This window comes from Roseovarius gahaiensis (assembly GCF_011601345.1).
GTDB lineage: Bacteria > Pseudomonadota > Alphaproteobacteria > Rhodobacterales > Rhodobacteraceae > Roseovarius > Roseovarius gahaiensis.
Genome location: NZ_JAAORB010000004.1, coordinates 76,636 through 94,516 on the forward strand (window position 1 = coordinate 76,636; position 17,881 = coordinate 94,516).

Consider the following 17,881-nt stretch of genomic DNA (forward strand, 5'->3'; position numbering starts at 1 on the left):
GTTCCTTTCATTCAGCCGCATCGGCTGGCGTGCTTTGATGCATGGCCGCCAGTTCGCCCAATGTCACCGGCTTGATCGGCGGGCGGATACGGAGGTATCCGGTGTCATCGGGGCCAAGACTGTTTTCTTGCGCCAAAATCGCGGTGACGCTTAACCCGCAATATCGGCCTTGGCACGGCCCCATACCAGCCCGCCCAAAGGCTTTGGCCTGATTTGGCCCAAGACAGCCCAGCTTGGCGTATTGGCGGATATCCCCGGCGCGGACTTCTTCACAGCGGCACACCAGCGTGCTGTCGGCGGGCGAAAGCGCCTGCGCACAAGGCGGATATGCCGTGTCCAAAAACGGGCGCACCGCGTTTTCCTTGGCTTTCTGGCGCAGCAAGGACGTTGCCAGATCATCGCGCGCCTGCGGGCTGATTTGCCCAAGCTCTTCCAATGCTTTCAAGGCCGAAATCCGACCAGCACGTTCGGCCACAGTCGCGCCGCCGATCCCCGCGCTATCGCCTGCGATAAATACACCCTCAACCGGCGTCGCACCCCATTGATCCGTCACCGGCGAAAAACAGTGCTGCGCATTGTCCCAAAGGTGCGGAACCTCAATTGAACGCGCAGCTTGTGTGTTGGGCACGACACCATGATGCAACAGGACGGTGTCACATGCGATACGATGTGTGCGGCCGCGATTGCGGAACGTCACAGCCTCGGCGCGGGTGTCCCCCTCGATCGTGATATCAGTGGCCGCGGTATAGCGCGGCACACGCGCGCGGATGATCTGCGCCAACAGTTTCAACCCTTTGACAAGGTAGCCCGCCCCGCGCAGCGCACCGCCAAAATGCTTGCCGGCGCGCAGCAGATCATAGCGGCTTTGCGTTTCGACAAGCGCGCGGGGGGGTGTTCCGGCCCGCACCATCTGCGCCGCGATCAGGTAGAGCAGCGGACCCGACCCCACCAGCACCGCGTTGCTCGCCAGCACGCCCGATTGCTTGAGCAGGATTTGCCCGGCACCTGCCGTCATGACGCCGGGCAAGGTCCAGCCCGGTAGTGGCATCGGACGCTCAAGCGCGCCCGTGGCCAAAATAACGCGGTCGGCAGACACTTGCGCCGCCTGCCCGTTCTGCGTGTAGGACACGGTAAAACTGTCTTCGATGGCCCAGACAACGGCACCTTTCACATGCGTGATCCCGGCGTCGCGCAAACCACGCGTCAAGGTTGCACCACATTGATAATCCTTACCAAGGATATCCGCGCGCGGCTGGTTCACCCGGTCCACATCGCGGTAAATCTGCCCCCCCGGTCGCGGTTGTTCATCCAGCAGTGTAACGGTTGCCCCGTGCCGGGCGGCCGTTGCTGCTGCGGCCATGCCCGCCGGGCCAGCCCCGATGATGGCGATATCACTCTGGGTCATGATCACCCCCACCGGCACTGGGCCGCGCGATCTGAAGACCCGGCTGAACCTCAAGCATACAGGCCTGCCGGACCGTGCCATCAATCTCGATCAGGCAATCAAAGCACGCCCCCATCATGCAAAACGGGCCGCGCGGCGCGCCTGTTTTGGCCGTGTGGCGAAAGGTCTGGATACCAGCAGCCAACAAAGCGGCGGCCAGATTTTCACCCTCGGGCAAATCAAGGCGCTGGCCATCGAACGTGACCTGCACGGTTGGTTTCTTCTCCATCTCAAGAAATGGTAAATCGTTGCTCACTGAACACCTCCAGATCCGGGGCGGCGGCTGTTTGATCCAGCCAGTCAGGCAAGACTTGGGCATGCACCGCAGCCAAGGTTATGCCGCTGTGGCAGGTCACCAGATAGGCACCCGGCATGGTTTGGCTTTCTTGGTAAATCGGCAAGCCATCCGGCGTCAGAACCCGTAACGCCCCCCAGCTTCGGACAAGCTGTGCCTTGGCCAGGGCCGGGTAGGCCGCAATGGCCTTGGCGGCAAGGCTTGAGATGCCGGATTGGGTGACGCTGTCGTCATGGCCCACTTCTTCGTTGGTGGCCCCGATCTGAATGCCGCCTTCATCAACCTGACGGGCAATCAGTGAGGGGCGGTTGATCAGCTTGGGCAGTTTTTCGGTGATCAAGACCTGCCCACGCTGCGGGCGCACCGGGGCTTTGAAACCCAGCTTGGGACCAAGAACCGCAGCGCCAAGCCCTGCCGCCAAAACCAGTTTCCCGGCCTCAACCGTTGTGCCATCCGCGCAACGCATGACAAAGCCATCGGGTTTTGTGACCTCGGTGACGGTCTTGCCGGTCAAGACCTTGCCGCCCTGTTGATGCACCGCCGCGCTAAGCGCCATAAGCAAGCGCAAAGGGTTGGCGTGGCCGTCTTGGTGATGCAGGATCGCGCCGGATACCTTTGGCCCTATGTTGGGTTCTTCTTTGCGCAAGGCATTGTGGCCAAGCACGTCAAAGGGATACTCTGTGCCAAGTTGCGCCTGTAAGTTTTTATATTTCTCAACGGTTTGATACAGGCTTTCGTCAGAAAAATGCAGGTCGTACCCGCCTTTCTGCTCCAACGGAACGGCCTGCCCGGTGGTGTCGGCAAGTTCAGCCGCAAAGTCAGACCAAAGGGCAGCCGAGCGTTGCGACCACCGCGCATAAGCCGGCTGATTGAGGCCTTTGGATTGCACCCAGACCAGCCCGAAATTGCCGCGGCTGGCACGAAACGATCCATCCTCACCATCTAACACGATGACTTTGCGGCCCTTTTTCAACAGGCCCCAAGCAATCGAGAGGCCGACAACGCCGCCGCCGATGATCGCATAATCCGCCTGCATGTGGCCCTCATGGTGCTAAGTGTTCGGATCGGGGCGGCGAGTATCGCCGCCCCCGGTGGTTCATAAGACACGTCAGGTCAGATCACTGCCCGACCTTGTCGAGGATGGCCTGACCCCACTCGGTGCCAACATCTTCCAGAACGACGGGCCACACCTCGGCGCGGACCTTGTCAGCCATCGCGGCAAGTTGATCGTCGGTCAGGTCAACGACGGTCGCGCCCAGTTCATCGGACAGGCGCTGTTCCCATTTGCCCTGATCTTCTTCTGCGACGGTCCAGCGGGTCGCCTCGAACTCTTCCGCAGACGCCATCAGCGCGGCTTGATCGTCTTCGTCCAGCGCGGCCAGCGATTCATCCGAGATGATCATGTACCAAACCTCGAAATGCGTGTTGGCCGGGACATAGGCTTTGGTTACGTCGCGGAACGACGCATAGTAGCCTTCGGCCCCTGAACCGATGACACCATCGACCACGCCGGTCTGAATGGCCGTAAACGCTTCCGAGAAGGGAATGGGCGACGGGATGTAGCCCAAGGCTTCGCCGGTCAGCTGGAACGACTTGATGCCCGGAACGCGCACCTTGATGCCGTTCGATTGCGACGGATCACCGGGATTGACCGGATCGGTATTCAGCGAAATACCGCCAAAATACACCGGGTAAGCGGCCAGCATGGTGATGCCCTGTTCGGCATAAAGCCCGGCCATCACATCGCGCACCACGCCGCCGGGGCCGTAGATGTCGCGCGCCTGATCCCAGTTTGCGGCAAGGAACGGAAACGAGCTGATCTGCATTTTGCGGTCAGCGCCGGTGGCGGCGGGCTGTGTGGCCATGTCGATCGCGCCGACGCTGATGCGTTCCTGCACGGTGGTGTAATCGCCCAGTGCCGAGGCCGGGAAGATATTGATCGACACGTCGCCGCCCGTGGCCTCGGCCACCTGTTCGGAAAACGCGCGCAATTCCTTGTCGATCGTGGCGTCCTGCGGGCGCACGTGGCTCATCTTCAGGTCGGCGGCACTGGCGATGCTGCCCAGTGCGATAAGTGCCGTGGCGGCGGTGGTTGTCAAAAAGTGTTTCATTGGTGGAATCCTCCGTTTTTGTTGGAACAGTTAAGGGTGAAGGTCGTGGTTAATAGCCAAACAGACGCGGCAAAAAGAGCGACAGGTCGGGCCAAAGCGAGGTCAGGAACACGACCGGCACATAACAGGTGACGATCAGGATCATCGCGTAGGGGATGACCTTGGTCACTTTGACGTTGCCAATGCGCGCGCCCAGATACAGGATCGAGGCATAGGGCGGCGTGACCCCGCCCATGGCTGTGTTGACGCCCATGATGGCGGCAAACTGCACGGGGCTGACCCCGATGGCTTGCATCAACGGCAGCAACAGAGGCGCGATCAGGATGATCGCAGTCACGTCGTTCACGACCATGCCGACAAGGAACAGCAGGATGTTGATAAAGATCAGCAACAGCACCTTGTTTTCAGTCACCGAAAAAATCGCGCTGACCATTTTTTGCGGGATCGCCTCGTAGACGAACATCTGGCTGAGGATCATGGAAAACAGGATCATCAACATGATCGCGCCGACGGCTGTCGCAGCTTCTTTCCCGGCGTTCAGGAAGCTATCCCAAGTCAGGCCGCGATAGATGAAAAAGCCCACGGGAAGTGCGTAGATCACCGAAATCGCCGCAGCCTCGGTCGGCGTCATGATGCCGCCATAGATACCGCCCAGAATGATGATTGGCATCAACAGGGCGGGTGTGGCGTTAAACCCCCTTTTGGTTACATCCGCGGTAAAGGCCGACAGCGTGGGCTTATCATCAAGGATCAGGTTGAACTTGCGGCTCATCCACAGGTTCATCATGGAAAAGTTGAACATGATGAACAGGCCCGGCCCCAGCGTGGCCAGAAAGCAGGCCAAGATCGAGGTATCGGTGACCCAGCCATAGACGATCATGGTGACCGAGGGCGGAATCAAAAGCCCAAGGATAGATGAATTGGCAATCAGCGCGGTGGCGTAGGCCCGCGGGTAGCCGCGTTTTTCCATCTCAGGGATCAACAGCGGGCCAATGGCGGCGATTCCTGTCAGCCCCGAGCCTGAGATTGCACCGATGATGGCACAGGACACAGCCGCCACAACCCCAAGCCCACCCCGGACATGCCCGATGAACGCGTTCACGAAGTTCAGCAAACTGGCGGCGATGCCGCTGGCCGACATGATCGTGCCCGCCAGCACGAAAAGCGGGATGGCCAGCAGCACCGGATTGCCCAGTTGCTGCGCGCCCCACAGCATCATGCCTTTCATCGTCACGTCGCCAAGAAAATACATCACCATCAGCGCGCCACCGAAACAGAAGGGCAGCGGCACACCCAAGGTCAGCGTGATCACCAGAACGGCGATGGCCAGAAGTGCGATCTCGATCATTGGGGGGCCTCCGGCCCGCGCAGGGCCTTGATGTGGCGCAGAAGGTGGCCAGCGGTGTAAAGCATCATCAACGCCAAGCCGATCATCAGCGCGACATCGGAATAGAATGTGGGGATGTAAAGCGTGGGGCTTTCTTTCCAGACGCGCCATGCGTATTGCGTGAAATCCCACGCCCAAGACAGCAGCCACAGCCCGACGATCAGGCTGATCACCTCACCCACGATAGCAAGGATGGTGTGGCCGCGTTCGGTTTTGATGGCAATTTCCAGAACGTTTGCCCGGATATGCGTATCCTCGCGCGAGGCGTTGACCGCCCCAAGGATATAAAGCCAGATCGTGGGGTAAAGCATGCTTTCCTCAAGCCCCATCACCGGCACTTGCAGCACATAACGCGTGATCACCTGCACGAACTGGCCCAAGGCCACGATACAGATCAGCCCCGTCAGCAGATATTTGGCAAAATTGTTCATCGTCTCCCCTTCCGGTTGTCGCAATGCACCGGTTGGACAGGATTTCACTGGACATGAGGTATAAATTCAATTTCAAAATTTCTTTACCTAAATAAATTCTATTTATACCCTGAGACCGATGAATATTTCTTTTCGCCAGATCGCCACCTTCCGAGAGGTCATGCGCAGTGGCTCGATCAGTCAGGCGGCACGCACCGTGATGCGCACGCAACCTGCTGTAAGTTCGATGATTTCCACCCTTGAGGCCGAATTGGGATTTAGCCTGTTCGTGCGCGAGCATGGCAAGCTGTCGCCCACCCCCGAAGCGTATTATTTCCTTGAAGAATGCGAGGATATTCTGGCCCGGCTGGAACGCACCCAACGCACGGTCAGCCAGATTCGGGCGCTAGAGGGCGGAAAATTGCGGATTGCCTGCCATCCGGCCGCGTCCAGTTTGTTCATGCCGCGCCTGTTGACGGAGTTCATGGCCGACAAGCCGGGGCTGGAGCTGGAGTTTATCATGCGGTCCTCGGGGGTGATCGAAGATCTGATCGCCTCGCAGCAGTATGATCTGGCGTTTGCCGAAACCCCAAAACGGCGCGCCGCGATTGACCAGATGGATTTCGATCTGGAATGCGTCTGCGTTCTGCCCGGCGATGATCCGTTGGCGCGCAAAGATGTGCTCAGCCCGCAGGATATGGACGGCAAGCCATTGGCGGTTTTGTATCAAAATCATGCCACGGCGGTGCAGACGGCCGATGTTTTCGAGGCCGCAGGGTGCCGCCTGAACAAACGGGTCGAGTTGCGCACCTTCCTGCCGGGGCTGCAATTTGTAGCGGCTGGTATGTGCTATGTAATCTGCGACATGATCACCGCCTATGGCTACATCATTCAGGGCCGGGCAACGGAAAACCTTGTCATTCGCCGGTTCCGGCCACGGATCAGCAACAGCGTGTCGATCCTGACCCCCGGCTACGCGACACAGTCGCTGACCACGCGGGCGCTGCACGCACATTTGGAAGGCGCGATCCACGACATGAAACGCGCCATGCAGGCGAGTATCGGTGATGGGCCGGCGGGATTACCGGACCACGAAGACCGAACAGTCTGAATGACGCACCACCCGTGCCGCGTTTGGCCCCAGCAGATAATCCTTGAAATCAGGCTTATGCGCGCCAATCACGATCAGTGACGCCTTGTCGGCCTCGGCAACGCGCAGGATTTCATCATAGGCATTGCCCGTGGCCACGATATGGCGCACCTTGCTGTTGGCCTCCTCGCCCAGAACATCCAAGACCAGATCGTTCAGACGCTTGCGCGCCTCTGCAACGGCCTTGTCGTGGTGGTTTTGGTCGAAATAGGCCCCCACGACGCTCATGCCGTAATCCGGGACAACGGTGATCACATCAAGCTGAGCCTCATCCAAAGCAGCCAGACGCGCGGCGGCCTTCACCACATTGTCGTCGCGATGCGGGTTGCTGATATCGACGGCGCAAAGAACAGGACCGGTCATGCGGGCACTCCTTCATTGGCTTGCTTGGTCATACGCGCCCGCTGCAACAGGGCGACCAGCCCCAAAAGCACAAGCGCGGGAATAAAGATCAACTCTTGCGGCCATTGGCTGACGGGTGCCTTGACCGACTGGATCACAACCGGATCGGCGCCATAAAAATCAAAGCCCTGCATGGTGTCCGAAAACGGCGTGCCGAACATCGGTTCTTCCAGCACGACGTTGCCGCCGTCCTGCATCAGGGCCAGCCCGTAGTCCTGTAGTATCGCCGCGCCATCCATGCCCTCTTTGACCGTCAGCACCAATGTGGTGTCCTTCGGCTCACCGCTGATGAAATCCGGGCCCGAGACGACAATGCGCAACTCCTGACCGGGGCTGGCCGACCCAAGGGCCTGTTCCAGATTGACGGGCTCGACCATCTCGAACGGCGGTTGGATACGGTCCATGAAATAGTCGGGCCGGAACAGGGCAAAGGCAATCGCCACCAACACAACGCTTTCGTAGATCCGGTTCTTGGTCAGGAACCAGCCCATTGTGCCCGCAGTGAAAACAAGGATTGCGATGGTCGCGACGACAAAGGTTATGATGCCCTGCACCCATGTGACATCAATCAGCAAAAGGTTGGTGTTGAAGATGAACACGAACGGCAGCGCGATGGTGCGCAGGCTATAGAAAAACGCGATGAACCCGGTGCGGATCGCATCGCCCCCAGACACAGCGGCGGCGGCAAAACTGGCCAGCCCCACGGGGGGCGTCACATCGGCCATGATCCCGAAATAGAACACGAACAGATGCACCGCGATCAGTGGCACGATCAGGCCCGACTGTGCGCCCAGTTCCACGACAACGCCCGCCATCAGCGAACTGACCACGATGTAATTGGCCGTGGTCGGCAGGCCCATGCCCAGAACAAGGCTAAGAAGCCCCACCATGACCAGCATCAAGATCAGGTTGCCGCCCGACAGGAATTCGACAAGGCTTGCCATCACCTGCCCCACGCCTGTCAGGGTGACGGTGCCCACGATCACGCCCGCCGTGGCGGTGGCAAGGCCAATGCCGATCATGTTGCGCGCACCCGCGATCAGGCCCTGCAACAAGTCCATGATGCCGGCGCGGGTGGCCGTGCCCGCCGCCCCTTGGCCCCGGAACATCGCCTTGAGGGGGCGCTGCGTCAGCAAGATCACAAACAGCAGCGCCGTCGCCCAGAAGGCCGACAGTCCCGGCGATTTCTGTTCAATCATCAAGAAATAGACCAACACGATGATCGGCAGCAGGAAATAAAGCCCCGCCTTGTAGATCTCTCCCACCACAGGCAGGCGCAGGTCTTCGGCATTGGGATCGTCGGGTTCCAGATCAGGCACGCCTGACGCCAGCCACAAAAGCCCAAGATACGCCAGCACCAGAAGCGCCGACAGCACCATGCCCGAGCCTTCGGGGAACATCGACACGATCCAGCCGACGGGATATTGAACGCCATAGCACAGCCCTGCAAAGCCCACGAAAAAGACAAACATACCGCCGATGGTGCGGCCAAGGCTGACGACCCGGTCACCCAATGTGGGCATATTGTTTTTCACCGCTTCCAGATGGACGATATAGACCAGCGCGATATAGCTGATCGCGGCGGGCAGGAAGGCGTGGGTGATCACCTCGACATACGAGATGCCGACATATTCCACCATCAGAAACGCCGCAGCCCCCATGACCGGCGGCATGATCTGGCCGTTGACCGAACTGGCCACTTCGACCGCGCCACCCTTTTCGCTGGTAAAGCCCACGCGTTTCATAAGTGGGATCGTGAAGGTGCCGGTGGTCACCACGTTGGCGATGGACGACCCCGAGATCAGGCCGGTGGCGGCCGAGCCGACAACAGCGGCCTTGGCCGGACCGCCGCGCAGGTGGCCCAATGCGCCGAAGGCCATCTTGATGAAATAATTGCCCGCGCCGGCCTTATCCAGCAGGGCACCGAACAGCACGAACAGGAAAACGAACTTGGTGGACACGCCAAGGGCGATGCCAAACACACCTTCCGAGGTGATCCACATGTGGCTCATGGCCTTTTGCAGGCTGGCGCCCTTCCAGCGGATCACCTCGGGAATCCACGAGGACGCGCCAAAAAACACATAGCCCAGAAAGATCGTGGCGATAATCGCCATGGCCGGACCAAGCGCGCGACGCGCGCCCTCGAACAGGATGATCAGCCCCGCAAGCGCGAACCATTTGTCCATGTGGTCGGCCAAGCCACCGTTATCGACGATTTTCTGATAGAAGAAATAGCCATAAAGCGAGATAAACGTGCCCGCCAGCGCCAGCACCCAATCATAGATCGGCACATAGCTGCGAGGGCTGGATTTGAACATCGGGTAGGCCATGAAGGCCAAAAAGATCGCAAACGCCAAATGGATCTGGCGCGAGTTGTTGATCAGATCACCGGGCAGGACGTAGTTGGATATGGGCGAGGCCAAAAGCACCTGAAACAGTGACCAGACGATGGCAACACCCGCCAGAAACAGGCCGACGGAACCAGCCGGATCGCGCGCGCCGCCATCGGTTGAGGATACAAGCTCTTGCAGTTCGGATTCGCTCAGCGGTCCTTTGCCACCTGAAGGCTCAGTCATACCGGTCAACTCCCTGTGCGTGACAGCGCATGGCGCGTCGCTCTACTTGTTATTTTTATTCTGATAAAAGGGGGGCCACACGGCCCCCCTTCGCAGGCAAAACCGAATTATTCGATCCAGCCCTGTTCTTTGTAAAATTTCGCAGCACCGGCGTGCAGCGGGGCCGACAGGCCTGCGGTGGCCATTTCCTCGGGGTTGAGGTTGGCGAAGGCCGGGTGCAGCTTTTTGAAATCATCGAAGTTTTCAAAGACCGACTTGACCACGGTATAAACCGCCTCTTCGCTGACGGCATCCGAGGTCACGAAGGTTGCACCGACGCCAAAGGTCTGGGTTTCATCGTCGTTGCCGCGATACATGCCGCCGGGGATCGTCGCCGTGCGGTAGTACGAGTTTTCATCGACCAACCCACTGACCGCGTCGCCACTGACGTTGACCAGCACACTGTCACATGCGGTGGTCGCCTCTTGAATCGAGCCCGAGGGGTGGCCCACGGTATAGACCATCGCGTCGATCTGGTTGTCGCACAGCGCCTGGCTTTGCTCGGCGGCCTTCAACTCGGTTGCGAGGGCGAAATCATCAGTCGTCCAGCCAAGGGCGTCCATCAGCACTTCCATTGTGCCGCGCTGGCCCGACCCGGGGTTGCCGATATTCACGCGCTTGCCCTTGAGGTCTTGAAAATTGTTAATGTCGGCATCAGCACGGGCGACCACGGTGAAGGGTTCGGGATGAACCGAAAACACCGCGCGCAGACCCTCAAAGGCGCCATCATCTTCGAATCTAGAGGTGCCGTTATAGGCGTGATACTGCCAATCCGACTGCGCAACGCCAAACTCCAGCTCTTCGGCGCGGATGGTTTTGATATTGTAGATCGATCCGCCCGTCGATTCGACCGAGCAGCGAATGCCATGATCCTTGCGGCCCTTGTTGACCAGACGGCAAATCGCGCCACCCGTGGGGTAATATACCCCGGTCACGCCGCCAGTGCCGATGGTGATGAACTCTTCGGCCTGTGCCGCCGGTGCCATCATCGCGGCAACCGCCGCACCGGCCATTGTGATCTTGAACTTGGAAAACATCTTTTTCTCCCTTTTGTTGATGTTTGGGTTAGGTCAGCCGCTCCAGACTTCTCCGAGACGGCGATTGATATCCTCGACCTGCGCGATTTGCGCGCGCGCGCTTGAACCGGAACGGCTGACGATCATGCCGATGATCGTCTCGACCAGAACAATCGTCGCCGCGAAGGACGAGTAGAAATGCGGGCTTTCGGTGGGCACCAAAAACCCCGCCGAGGCATGCTGCAGCGCCGGGCACGCCGGGGCATCGGTGATCACCACGACAAAAGCGCCCTGACGCGCGGCCAGATCTGCCGCTTCGATCGACCGAGTCGAAAAGGGCGGCTTGGTGACGACGATCAACGCGTCCCGCTGATCAAGCCCCGCCAGCCCCGCCCCAAGCGAGGCCCCCATCCGGCTAAGCATGGCCCAGTTGGTAGTGCAGTAATTCGCCATATAGGCCATGTATTCGACGACACCGGTCGACCCAAGTGCCCCCAGCAGACGCACGTTGCGCGCCTGATGCAGGCGGGTGACCGTCAATTCCAGCAAATCACGGTCGATATCCTGAAGCATCGTCGCGATGTTGTTCTGACAAGCTGAGACGTGGGATTGGAAAAACACCTTTTGGTCGGTCGAATGGGTGTTTTGCAGGTCTTCGGCCCGCTCCGCAAAGCTACGGACCCGGCGACCGATCTTTTCGCGCATCGCCTCGCGGACGCCTTCATAGCTGTCATAGCCAATGGCGCGCGCCATACGAGAAAACGTGGCCGGGGCAAGCCCGCTATCCTGCGCCACAGCCCTCAGGGAACGGGTTGCCGTATCGACAGGATTCAGCGCCACATATTCACCGGCACGCCGCAACTTTTCACTGAGAGCCTCAGCGTTTTGTGCAAATTTCTGTTCAAACGACTGTGGCAAGCCGGCAATCCCCCCTGATTGACCACGAAAGAATTCGTTCCATTTGTTTCATATATTGTCAACGATTGAATCATCTGTTTCAGTCACGTCAACTTTCAGGATGCAGACGCTATGAACCACATTTTCCCACGGCACACCAAAGCCCGCCCACCCATCGCAGCCAAAGGCGATGGCGCGTATATCATCGACACGTCGGGCAAACGCTATCTCGACGGATCGGGTGGCGCGGCGGTGTCGTGCCTTGGGCATTCCGACCCCGATGTCATCAACGCGATCAAGGGGCAAGCCGATCAGATCGCCTTTGCCCACACCGGCTTTTTCACGTCCGAGCCTGCAGAACGGCTGGCCGACCGTCTTGTTGCGCATGCGCCAAAGGGCATCGACCGGGTGTATTTGGTGTCTGGCGGCTCGGAGGCGGTGGAGGCCGCGCTCAAGCTGGCGCGACAATATTTTCTGGAACGCGGAGAGCCGCAGCGCACGCGATTTATCGCACGACGTCAAAGCTATCACGGCAACACCTTGGGCGCGCTTTCGACCGGCGGCAATGCGTGGCGACGCGAGCCCTTTGCCCCGCTGATGATCGACACCAGCCATATTTCGCCCTGCTACGACTATCGCGGACGCGAGGACGGCGAAACGCCCGAAGCCTATGGCCAACGCGTGGCCGATGAGCTTGAAGGCGAATTGCAGCGCCTTGGCCCCGAAACCGTGATCGCCTTTGTCGCGGAACCGGTTGTTGGGGCCACCGCCGGGGCCGTGCCCGCCGTGCCGGGGTATTTCAAGCGTATCCGCGAGATTTGCGACCGCCACGGCATTCTTCTGATCCTTGACGAGGTGATGTGCGGGATGGGGCGCACCGGCACGCTGTTTGCTTGCGAACAAGACGACGTCACCCCCGATATCGTGACCATCGCCAAGGGCCTGGGTGCCGGGTATCAACCGGTTGGCGCGATGCTGTGCAGCTCGGCGATCTATGCCGCCATTGAAGCTGGGTCTGGATTTTTCCAGCACGGACACACCTATATCGGCCATCCAATGGCCTGCGCTGCCGCGGATGTTGTCGTGCAAAAACTGACCGATGGCGGCATGACCGACCGCGCCGCCCGGATGGGCGACGTGCTGAACACGGCCCTGCATGACGCGTTTGGCCAGCACCCCAATGTCGGCGACATTCGCGGGCGCGGCATGTTCCGGGGGCTTGAATTGGTGGCCGACCGCGACACCAAAGAGCCCTTCGGTCCGGGCCTTGGGCTGCACAAGGCGCTGAAGGCGGCGGCGTTCGAGGCGGGCCTGATCTGCTATCCGATGGGCGGCACGATAGACGGGCGGCGCGGCGATCACGTGCTGTTGGCCCCGCCCTTCATCGTGACCGAAGATCAGATCGGTGAACTCATGGACAAACTTTCAACCGCGATGAACGCGGTGCTGCCATGACCGCATTACCAAACCTGATGGTCGCGCCCAACGGGGCGCGGCGTACGAAATCGGATCATCCAGCGCTTCCGATCACGCTATCTGACATTATCGAAACGGCAAAGTCCTGCGCCACCGCGGGCGCCGATGGCTTGCACCTGCATTTGCGCGACGCCGAAGGCCGACACCTGCTGGATGCCGGGCGCTATCGCGAGGCCTTGGCCGAATTGCGCACCCAGGTTCCCGGCATGGCCTTGCAGATCACGACCGAAGCCGCAGGGTGCTATGCCGCGCCGCACCAGCGGCAGGTGGCGTTGGCGGCCGGGGCCGATATGGTGTCCGTGGCCCTACGCGAGATGGTGCAGGACACGCCCGATGCCACCGCAGCTACCTTTTACAGTGACTGCACAGACCGTGGGATCGCGGTTCAGCATATCTTGTATGACGCGGCCGATTTCGATCTGCTTATCCGGCTTTTGCCAAAGGCGGCTCTGGATGACCCGGCGTTGCAACTGATTTTTGTTCTTGGCCGCTACAGCGTGGATCAAAACAGTGACCCGGCGGACTTGAACCCGTTCCTTGAGCGTATGACCGAGGTGGGCCTAGCGCCCGATTGGGCTGTTTGCGCCTTTGGGCGCGGTGAAACCGCCTGTCTTGTCGAAGCACACCGGCAGGGCGGCAAACTTCGGGTCGGGTTCGAAAATTCATTGTGGCACGCCGATGGCAGCCTAGCGCGCGACAACGCCGATCGCGTTCGGCATGTGCGACAAGCCTGCGCATAAGCGGTTGACAACCAAGTCGTGTTTTGGACGTGGCCAGAGATCACCAAAGATGCGCCCGACCATATCGTGGCTGGACCGGTGAAAAGCCAGAACCACAAATGCGCGCGATGCCAACCTGTCCTAAGGTCCGGCAGTGTAATTTGTACAGTGCTATCAATGTCCAAGGAAAATTGGTGGAGCCTAGGGGGATCGAACCCCTGACCTCTTGCATGCCATGCAAGCGCTCTCCCAGCTGAGCTAAGGCCCCATCACATGGGGCGTGTGCCCCGTGTTCGCCGCTATCTAGGCAAAGCGGCAGGCGGGATCAAGTGAAAAATCCCGCCTTTTCGCGATCAGGTGTCGGTGTCCTCGTCGGACACGTCGGCGATCTCGTCCAACGACACGCTGTCGTCGTCGTCATCTTCGAGAACGTCATCGCCCAGATCGACATCGACATCATCATCCGCAAGCACTTCGCCATCCGAATCAACCTCGGTGCCTTTTGCTTTCTTGGTTTCAGCGTCTTCGTCATCCGCAGTGATAGACCGGCTTTTGCCGGTTTCCATCTCAACGATCTCGCCCGTGTACGGGCTGACAATCGGGTCTTTATTCAGGTCGTAGAACCGTTTTCCGGTAGTCGGGCAAACGCGTTTGACGCCCCATTCTTCTTTGGGCATGGGTGATCCCCTCACATCTTTCTGTCTTGTCGACGATCAGCGCCACCTGCCATAACCCGGCGAAGGTGTCAAAGCCTTTAAGCGGCGCGGCGCATTCCGCGTGTTCAGGAGGGCATATGGGCCAACATATCCTGCCGGGCAATCCCCCGGTTGCGCTGATTTTACGCCGGTCACCACGGGCCCGGCAAATTTCGCTGCGCGTGTCGCGTCTCGACGGGCGGGTTACCCTGACCGTACCACAGGGCGTGCCCGAGGCGACAGCGTTGAATTTCGCCCACGACAAGGAAAGCTGGCTGCGCAAACAGCTATCAGCGCAAACACAGATGATTCAGGTTGCGGTCGGCGATGATATCCCATTCGCGGGGGACATGCGCCGAATCGTGGCCGGCACGGGCCGCCGGATCAGTCTGACAGAAGACACACTTGCCGTCCCCGGCCCCGGCGACAGCGTGGCCACACGCCTGCAGGCGTGGCTCAAGTCGCAGGCGCGTGACAGGCTGGCCGCTGCGTCTGACCGATATGCAGCCGCACTCGGGCGGCCCTACACGCGCTTGACCTTACGCGATACGCGGTCGCGCTGGGGGTCGTGCTCGTCTCAGGGGGGGCTGATGTATTCATGGCGCTTGATCATGGCCGCGCCCGAGGTACTTGATTACGTCGCCGCACACGAGGTGGCGCATCTGGCTCAGATGAACCACTCCCCTGCCTTCTGGGCCGTGGTGGCGCAGCTCTACCCCGACTATGAACGCCCCCGGCAATGGTTGCGCAGATATGGCACCGATCTACATCGCTACCGCTTTAACACCTGAGACGGATTGTGGATTGACCTGCGCCCAAATTGTGATCACAAATAAAGGATGCTGCTGAATCCGCGTCCAGAACCGGCCACATCGGCCCATGACCGTGTGTATCGCGGGCTGCGCAGCCGCATCATGCACGGAGAAGTGCCGCCCGGCCAAGCCCTAACCCTGCGCGGCATCGGAGCAGAATTCGACGTGTCGATGACCCCCGCACGCGAGGCCGTCCGCCGCCTGTCGGCCGAAGGTGCCTTGACGGTCTCGAACTCAGGGCGCGTGACCACCCCTGATCTAAGCAATGACCGCATCGAGGAATTGGCCGCGCTACGCGCCCTGCTTGAAGTGGAACTCGCCAGCCGCGCCCTGCCGCGGGCACATATCGCCCTGATCGAGCGTTTGCAAAGCATCAACTCCCGCATCGCCGAAGACATCGCGCGACAGGATGCCGTGGCCTATATCCGCCGCAATCTGGAGTTTCACCGCACCCTGTATCTGCGCGCGCAAGCCCCGGCGATGCTGGCCATGGCCGAAACCGTCTGGCTACAACTAGGGCCAACGATGCGGGCGCTGTATGGACGGCTGCGGCGCAAGGATCCGCCGCATTATCATCGCCTGATCATTGCCGCGCTGAAGGCCGGGGACGAACCCGGGCTGCGCCTTGCCGTGCGCTCGGACGTGACACAAGGCCTGCGGATGTTGGTGGCCTAAACGTGACCAATGCGCCTGTGACCCCCTGACGACCGGGGCGATGTCTGGATCAGAGGAGCATGACGATTGGCACCACCGTCAAGCTGCTGCCTGGCCCGGCGCGGCCCCACAGCGCGCCCTCACACATGCCGTCTTTTCGAGAAACTTCGCTTCATTGTTCCCCAAATACTCCGGGGGAGTCGCCTTTGGCGACGGGGGCAGCGCCCCCTTTCCAACACCTGCCTCTCGATCAGCCCGCCAGACCTTGGGCCCCCAAGCCCAAAAACTTCTCGCGTCTGTCTTTGATCAGCGCGGCGCGGTCCTTGGCGTCCAACTCGCTCAACATGGCGTCGATGGCCGTGCCAACGGCCTTGATTGCCACCTGCGGGTCGCGATGTGCACCGCCCATGGGCTCATCGATTATGCGGTCAGCCACACCAAGCTTGATCAAATCCTGCGCCGTCAGGCGCAATGCCTCGGCGGCCTCGCGCATTTTTTCAGCGTCTTTCCATAGAATCGACGCGCAGCCCTCGGGTGAGATGACAGAATAAACCGAATGCTCTAACATGGCGACACGGTTGGCGCTGGCAAAGGCCACCGCCCCGCCCGAGCCCCCCTCGCCGATAATCACACTGACCAGCGGCACACCGATTTGCAGGCATTTTTCGGTCGCTCGCGCGATCGCCTCGGATTGGCCGCGTTCTTCGGCGCCTTTGCCCGGATAGGCACCGGGCGTGTCGACCAGCGTGACAACCGGCAGGTTGAACTTGTCGGCCATTTCCATCAGTCGGATGGCTTTGCGGTATCCTTCCGGGCGGGCCATGCCGAAATTATGCTCAATGCGTGATTTGGTATCGTTGCCTTTTTCGTGGCCGATCACCATCACCGGGCGGTCGTTCAACCGTGCCAAGCCGCCCATCACAGCGTGGTCATCGGCAAAGTTACGATCCCCGGCCAAGGGGGTATATTCGGCGAACAAAGCCTCGATATAATCGCGGCAATGCGGGCGATTGGGGTGGCGCGCCACTTGGCATTTTCGCCACGGTGTCAGGGTCTTGTAAAGATCGCGCAGCATGTCGGCAGCTTTGCTATCCAATGCGCCGGCTTCGTCTTCGACATCCACCCCCTCGCCCGCACGCGCCATGGCGCGCAGCTCTTCCGCCTTGCCTTCGATTTCGGCCAAAGGCTTTTCGAAGTCGAGGTAATTGGTCATCGCAAACTCCAAAGATTGACGCAGCGATATATGGCCTTCTGCGGCACGATTTGCAATCACCCGCGCGTTAACCCCTACGAAAAAGGCAGCCCCGACCAATGGTACGGGGCTGCAAGTTGGAAGGAAACGCAATCTGCCCGGTCAGCTCCGGGCCATTGCAAGCATCCTGGCGAACTGTTCCTCTGTCAGAACAGACCGCCAGTGATCCGTACAGTCCGACCGCATCATCACAAGCTGCGCTTCAAGCGCGCCAATACGGTCGGCCAATGTCTGCCGCTCAACGCGGGGGGCACCGGTGTCGATGGCGGCGCGCAGCGCGGCGCGCGCAGCCAGCGCCTCGGCCTCGACGGCCTTGCGCTGCGCTGGCTTGCGATCCATCCATTGCGCCAGATCGGCGCGCTGCGCCTCGGTCAACTCCAGCGCGTCTGCGTTTTTGTTGATGACGGCGGTATAAGTAACAATGGGGGCTGACAATTCCCGCACCTCTTGCGCGTGGCCCGACTGCGGCACGGTCGTGCCGATCAGAATACTTGCGGCCAATAAGGCGGATTTCATTACATTTATCATGACGCCCCTCATCTCGCA

At 60.1% G+C, this 17,881-nt stretch carries 18 protein-coding genes and 1 tRNA gene; 5 read left to right on the top strand and 14 right to left on the bottom strand.

Annotated elements, in window-relative coordinates; all coding sequences use genetic code 11:
- Positions 1 to 7 precede the first annotated feature (7 nt).
- The 6 genes from HAT86_RS03940 to HAT86_RS03965 form a co-directional block, all read right to left on the bottom strand.
- Positions 8 to 1,405, bottom strand: a complete 1,398-nt coding sequence (locus tag HAT86_RS03940) for an FAD/NAD(P)-dependent oxidoreductase (RefSeq protein ID WP_231125804.1) — start codon at positions 1,403 to 1,405, stop codon at positions 8 to 10.
- The gene (locus tag HAT86_RS03945) at positions 1,392 to 1,700 is read right to left on the bottom strand and encodes a (2Fe-2S)-binding protein (protein ID WP_331272494.1); all 309 of its coding nucleotides are present in this window, start codon (positions 1,698 to 1,700) and stop codon (positions 1,392 to 1,394) included. The genes HAT86_RS03940 and HAT86_RS03945 overlap by 14 nt, the downstream gene beginning before the upstream one ends.
- Positions 1,675 to 2,775, bottom strand: a complete 1,101-nt coding sequence (locus HAT86_RS03950) for an NAD(P)/FAD-dependent oxidoreductase (protein WP_167193627.1) — start codon at positions 2,773 to 2,775, stop codon at positions 1,675 to 1,677. Before HAT86_RS03950 ends, HAT86_RS03945 begins: the two co-directional genes overlap by 26 nt.
- 82 nt (positions 2,776 to 2,857) lie before the next feature.
- Positions 2,858 to 3,850 (bottom strand): TRAP transporter substrate-binding protein DctP, encoded by a 993-nt coding sequence (gene dctP, locus HAT86_RS03955; protein WP_167193629.1) that lies wholly within the window; start codon positions 3,848 to 3,850, stop codon positions 2,858 to 2,860.
- A 49-nt stretch (positions 3,851 to 3,899) separates the two neighbouring features.
- Entirely contained in the window at positions 3,900 to 5,198 is a 1,299-nt protein-coding gene (locus HAT86_RS03960) for a TRAP transporter large permease (protein ID WP_167193631.1), read from the bottom strand.
- Complete coding sequence (locus HAT86_RS03965; protein WP_167193633.1) at positions 5,195 to 5,668, bottom strand: TRAP transporter small permease; 474 nt, start codon at positions 5,666 to 5,668, stop codon at positions 5,195 to 5,197. The genes HAT86_RS03960 and HAT86_RS03965 overlap by 4 nt, the downstream gene beginning before the upstream one ends.
- A 118-nt stretch (positions 5,669 to 5,786) precedes the next feature.
- Between HAT86_RS03965 and HAT86_RS03970 the strand changes: the two genes are divergently transcribed.
- Positions 5,787 to 6,758 (top strand): LysR family transcriptional regulator, encoded by a 972-nt coding sequence (locus tag HAT86_RS03970; RefSeq protein ID WP_167193635.1) that lies wholly within the window; start codon positions 5,787 to 5,789, stop codon positions 6,756 to 6,758.
- On the opposite strand, the gene HAT86_RS03975 is transcribed toward HAT86_RS03970, so the two are convergent.
- The 4 genes from HAT86_RS03975 to HAT86_RS03990 all read right to left on the bottom strand — a co-directional run bounded on the left by HAT86_RS03975 (position 6,729) and on the right by HAT86_RS03990 (position 11,691).
- Positions 6,729 to 7,160, bottom strand: a complete 432-nt coding sequence (locus tag HAT86_RS03975; protein WP_167193637.1) for a universal stress protein — start codon at positions 7,158 to 7,160, stop codon at positions 6,729 to 6,731. The two genes, HAT86_RS03970 and HAT86_RS03975, sit on opposite strands and share 30 nt — an antisense overlap.
- On the bottom strand, positions 7,157 to 9,775 hold the full coding sequence (locus HAT86_RS03980) for a TRAP transporter permease (protein ID WP_167193639.1): 2,619 nt from the start codon (positions 9,773 to 9,775) through the stop codon (positions 7,157 to 7,159). The genes HAT86_RS03975 and HAT86_RS03980 overlap by 4 nt, the downstream gene beginning before the upstream one ends.
- A 107-nt stretch (positions 9,776 to 9,882) precedes the next feature.
- A complete protein-coding gene (locus HAT86_RS03985) occupies positions 9,883 to 10,851 on the bottom strand; it encodes a TAXI family TRAP transporter solute-binding subunit (RefSeq protein WP_196780505.1) in 969 nt (322 codons plus the stop codon).
- Between the two features lie 33 nt (positions 10,852 to 10,884).
- Positions 10,885 to 11,691 (bottom strand): MurR/RpiR family transcriptional regulator, encoded by an 807-nt coding sequence (locus tag HAT86_RS03990; protein WP_231125805.1) that lies wholly within the window; start codon positions 11,689 to 11,691, stop codon positions 10,885 to 10,887.
- 168 nt (positions 11,692 to 11,859) lie between these two features.
- Here HAT86_RS03990 and HAT86_RS03995 point away from each other — a divergent pair, with 168 nt between their 5' ends.
- Complete coding sequence (locus HAT86_RS03995) at positions 11,860 to 13,182, top strand: aspartate aminotransferase family protein (RefSeq protein ID WP_167193643.1); 1,323 nt, start codon at positions 11,860 to 11,862, stop codon at positions 13,180 to 13,182.
- Positions 13,179 to 13,943 (top strand): BKACE family enzyme, encoded by a 765-nt coding sequence (locus tag HAT86_RS04000; protein WP_167193645.1) that lies wholly within the window; start codon positions 13,179 to 13,181, stop codon positions 13,941 to 13,943. The genes HAT86_RS03995 and HAT86_RS04000 overlap by 4 nt, the downstream gene beginning before the upstream one ends.
- Before the next feature lie 171 nt (positions 13,944 to 14,114).
- Here the strand turns inward: HAT86_RS04000 and HAT86_RS04005 are convergent.
- Both HAT86_RS04005 and HAT86_RS04010 read right to left on the bottom strand, forming a co-directional pair.
- Positions 14,115 to 14,190, bottom strand: a tRNA-Ala gene (locus HAT86_RS04005).
- Between the two features lie 85 nt (positions 14,191 to 14,275).
- Positions 14,276 to 14,599 carry a TIGR02300 family protein gene (locus HAT86_RS04010; protein WP_167193647.1) on the bottom strand — a complete coding sequence of 108 codons (324 nt, stop codon included), beginning with the start codon at positions 14,597 to 14,599 and terminating at the stop codon, positions 14,276 to 14,278.
- Between the two features lie 116 nt (positions 14,600 to 14,715).
- Between HAT86_RS04010 and HAT86_RS04015 the strand changes: the two genes are divergently transcribed.
- Together HAT86_RS04015 and HAT86_RS04020 are read left to right on the top strand one after the other, a co-directional pair.
- Positions 14,716 to 15,408: a M48 family metallopeptidase gene (locus tag HAT86_RS04015; RefSeq protein WP_167193649.1), complete on the top strand. Its 693-nt coding sequence runs from the start codon at positions 14,716 to 14,718 to the stop codon at positions 15,406 to 15,408.
- 48 nt (positions 15,409 to 15,456) lie between these two features.
- Positions 15,457 to 16,104, top strand: coding sequence for a GntR family transcriptional regulator (locus HAT86_RS04020; protein ID WP_167193651.1), 648 nt, complete (start codon positions 15,457 to 15,459; stop codon positions 16,102 to 16,104).
- A gap of 229 nt (positions 16,105 to 16,333) precedes the next feature.
- Here HAT86_RS04020 and HAT86_RS04025 read toward each other — a convergent pair whose 3' ends face one another.
- Together HAT86_RS04025 and HAT86_RS04030 are read right to left on the bottom strand one after the other, a co-directional pair.
- Positions 16,334 to 17,296: an acetyl-CoA carboxylase carboxyltransferase subunit alpha gene (locus tag HAT86_RS04025; protein ID WP_167193653.1), complete on the bottom strand. Its 963-nt coding sequence runs from the start codon at positions 17,294 to 17,296 to the stop codon at positions 16,334 to 16,336.
- Positions 17,297 to 17,437: 141 nt separating this feature from the next.
- On the bottom strand, positions 17,438 to 17,851 hold the full coding sequence (locus HAT86_RS04030; RefSeq protein WP_167193655.1) for a Spy/CpxP family protein refolding chaperone: 414 nt from the start codon (positions 17,849 to 17,851) through the stop codon (positions 17,438 to 17,440).
- Positions 17,852 to 17,881: the final 30 nt, after the last annotated feature.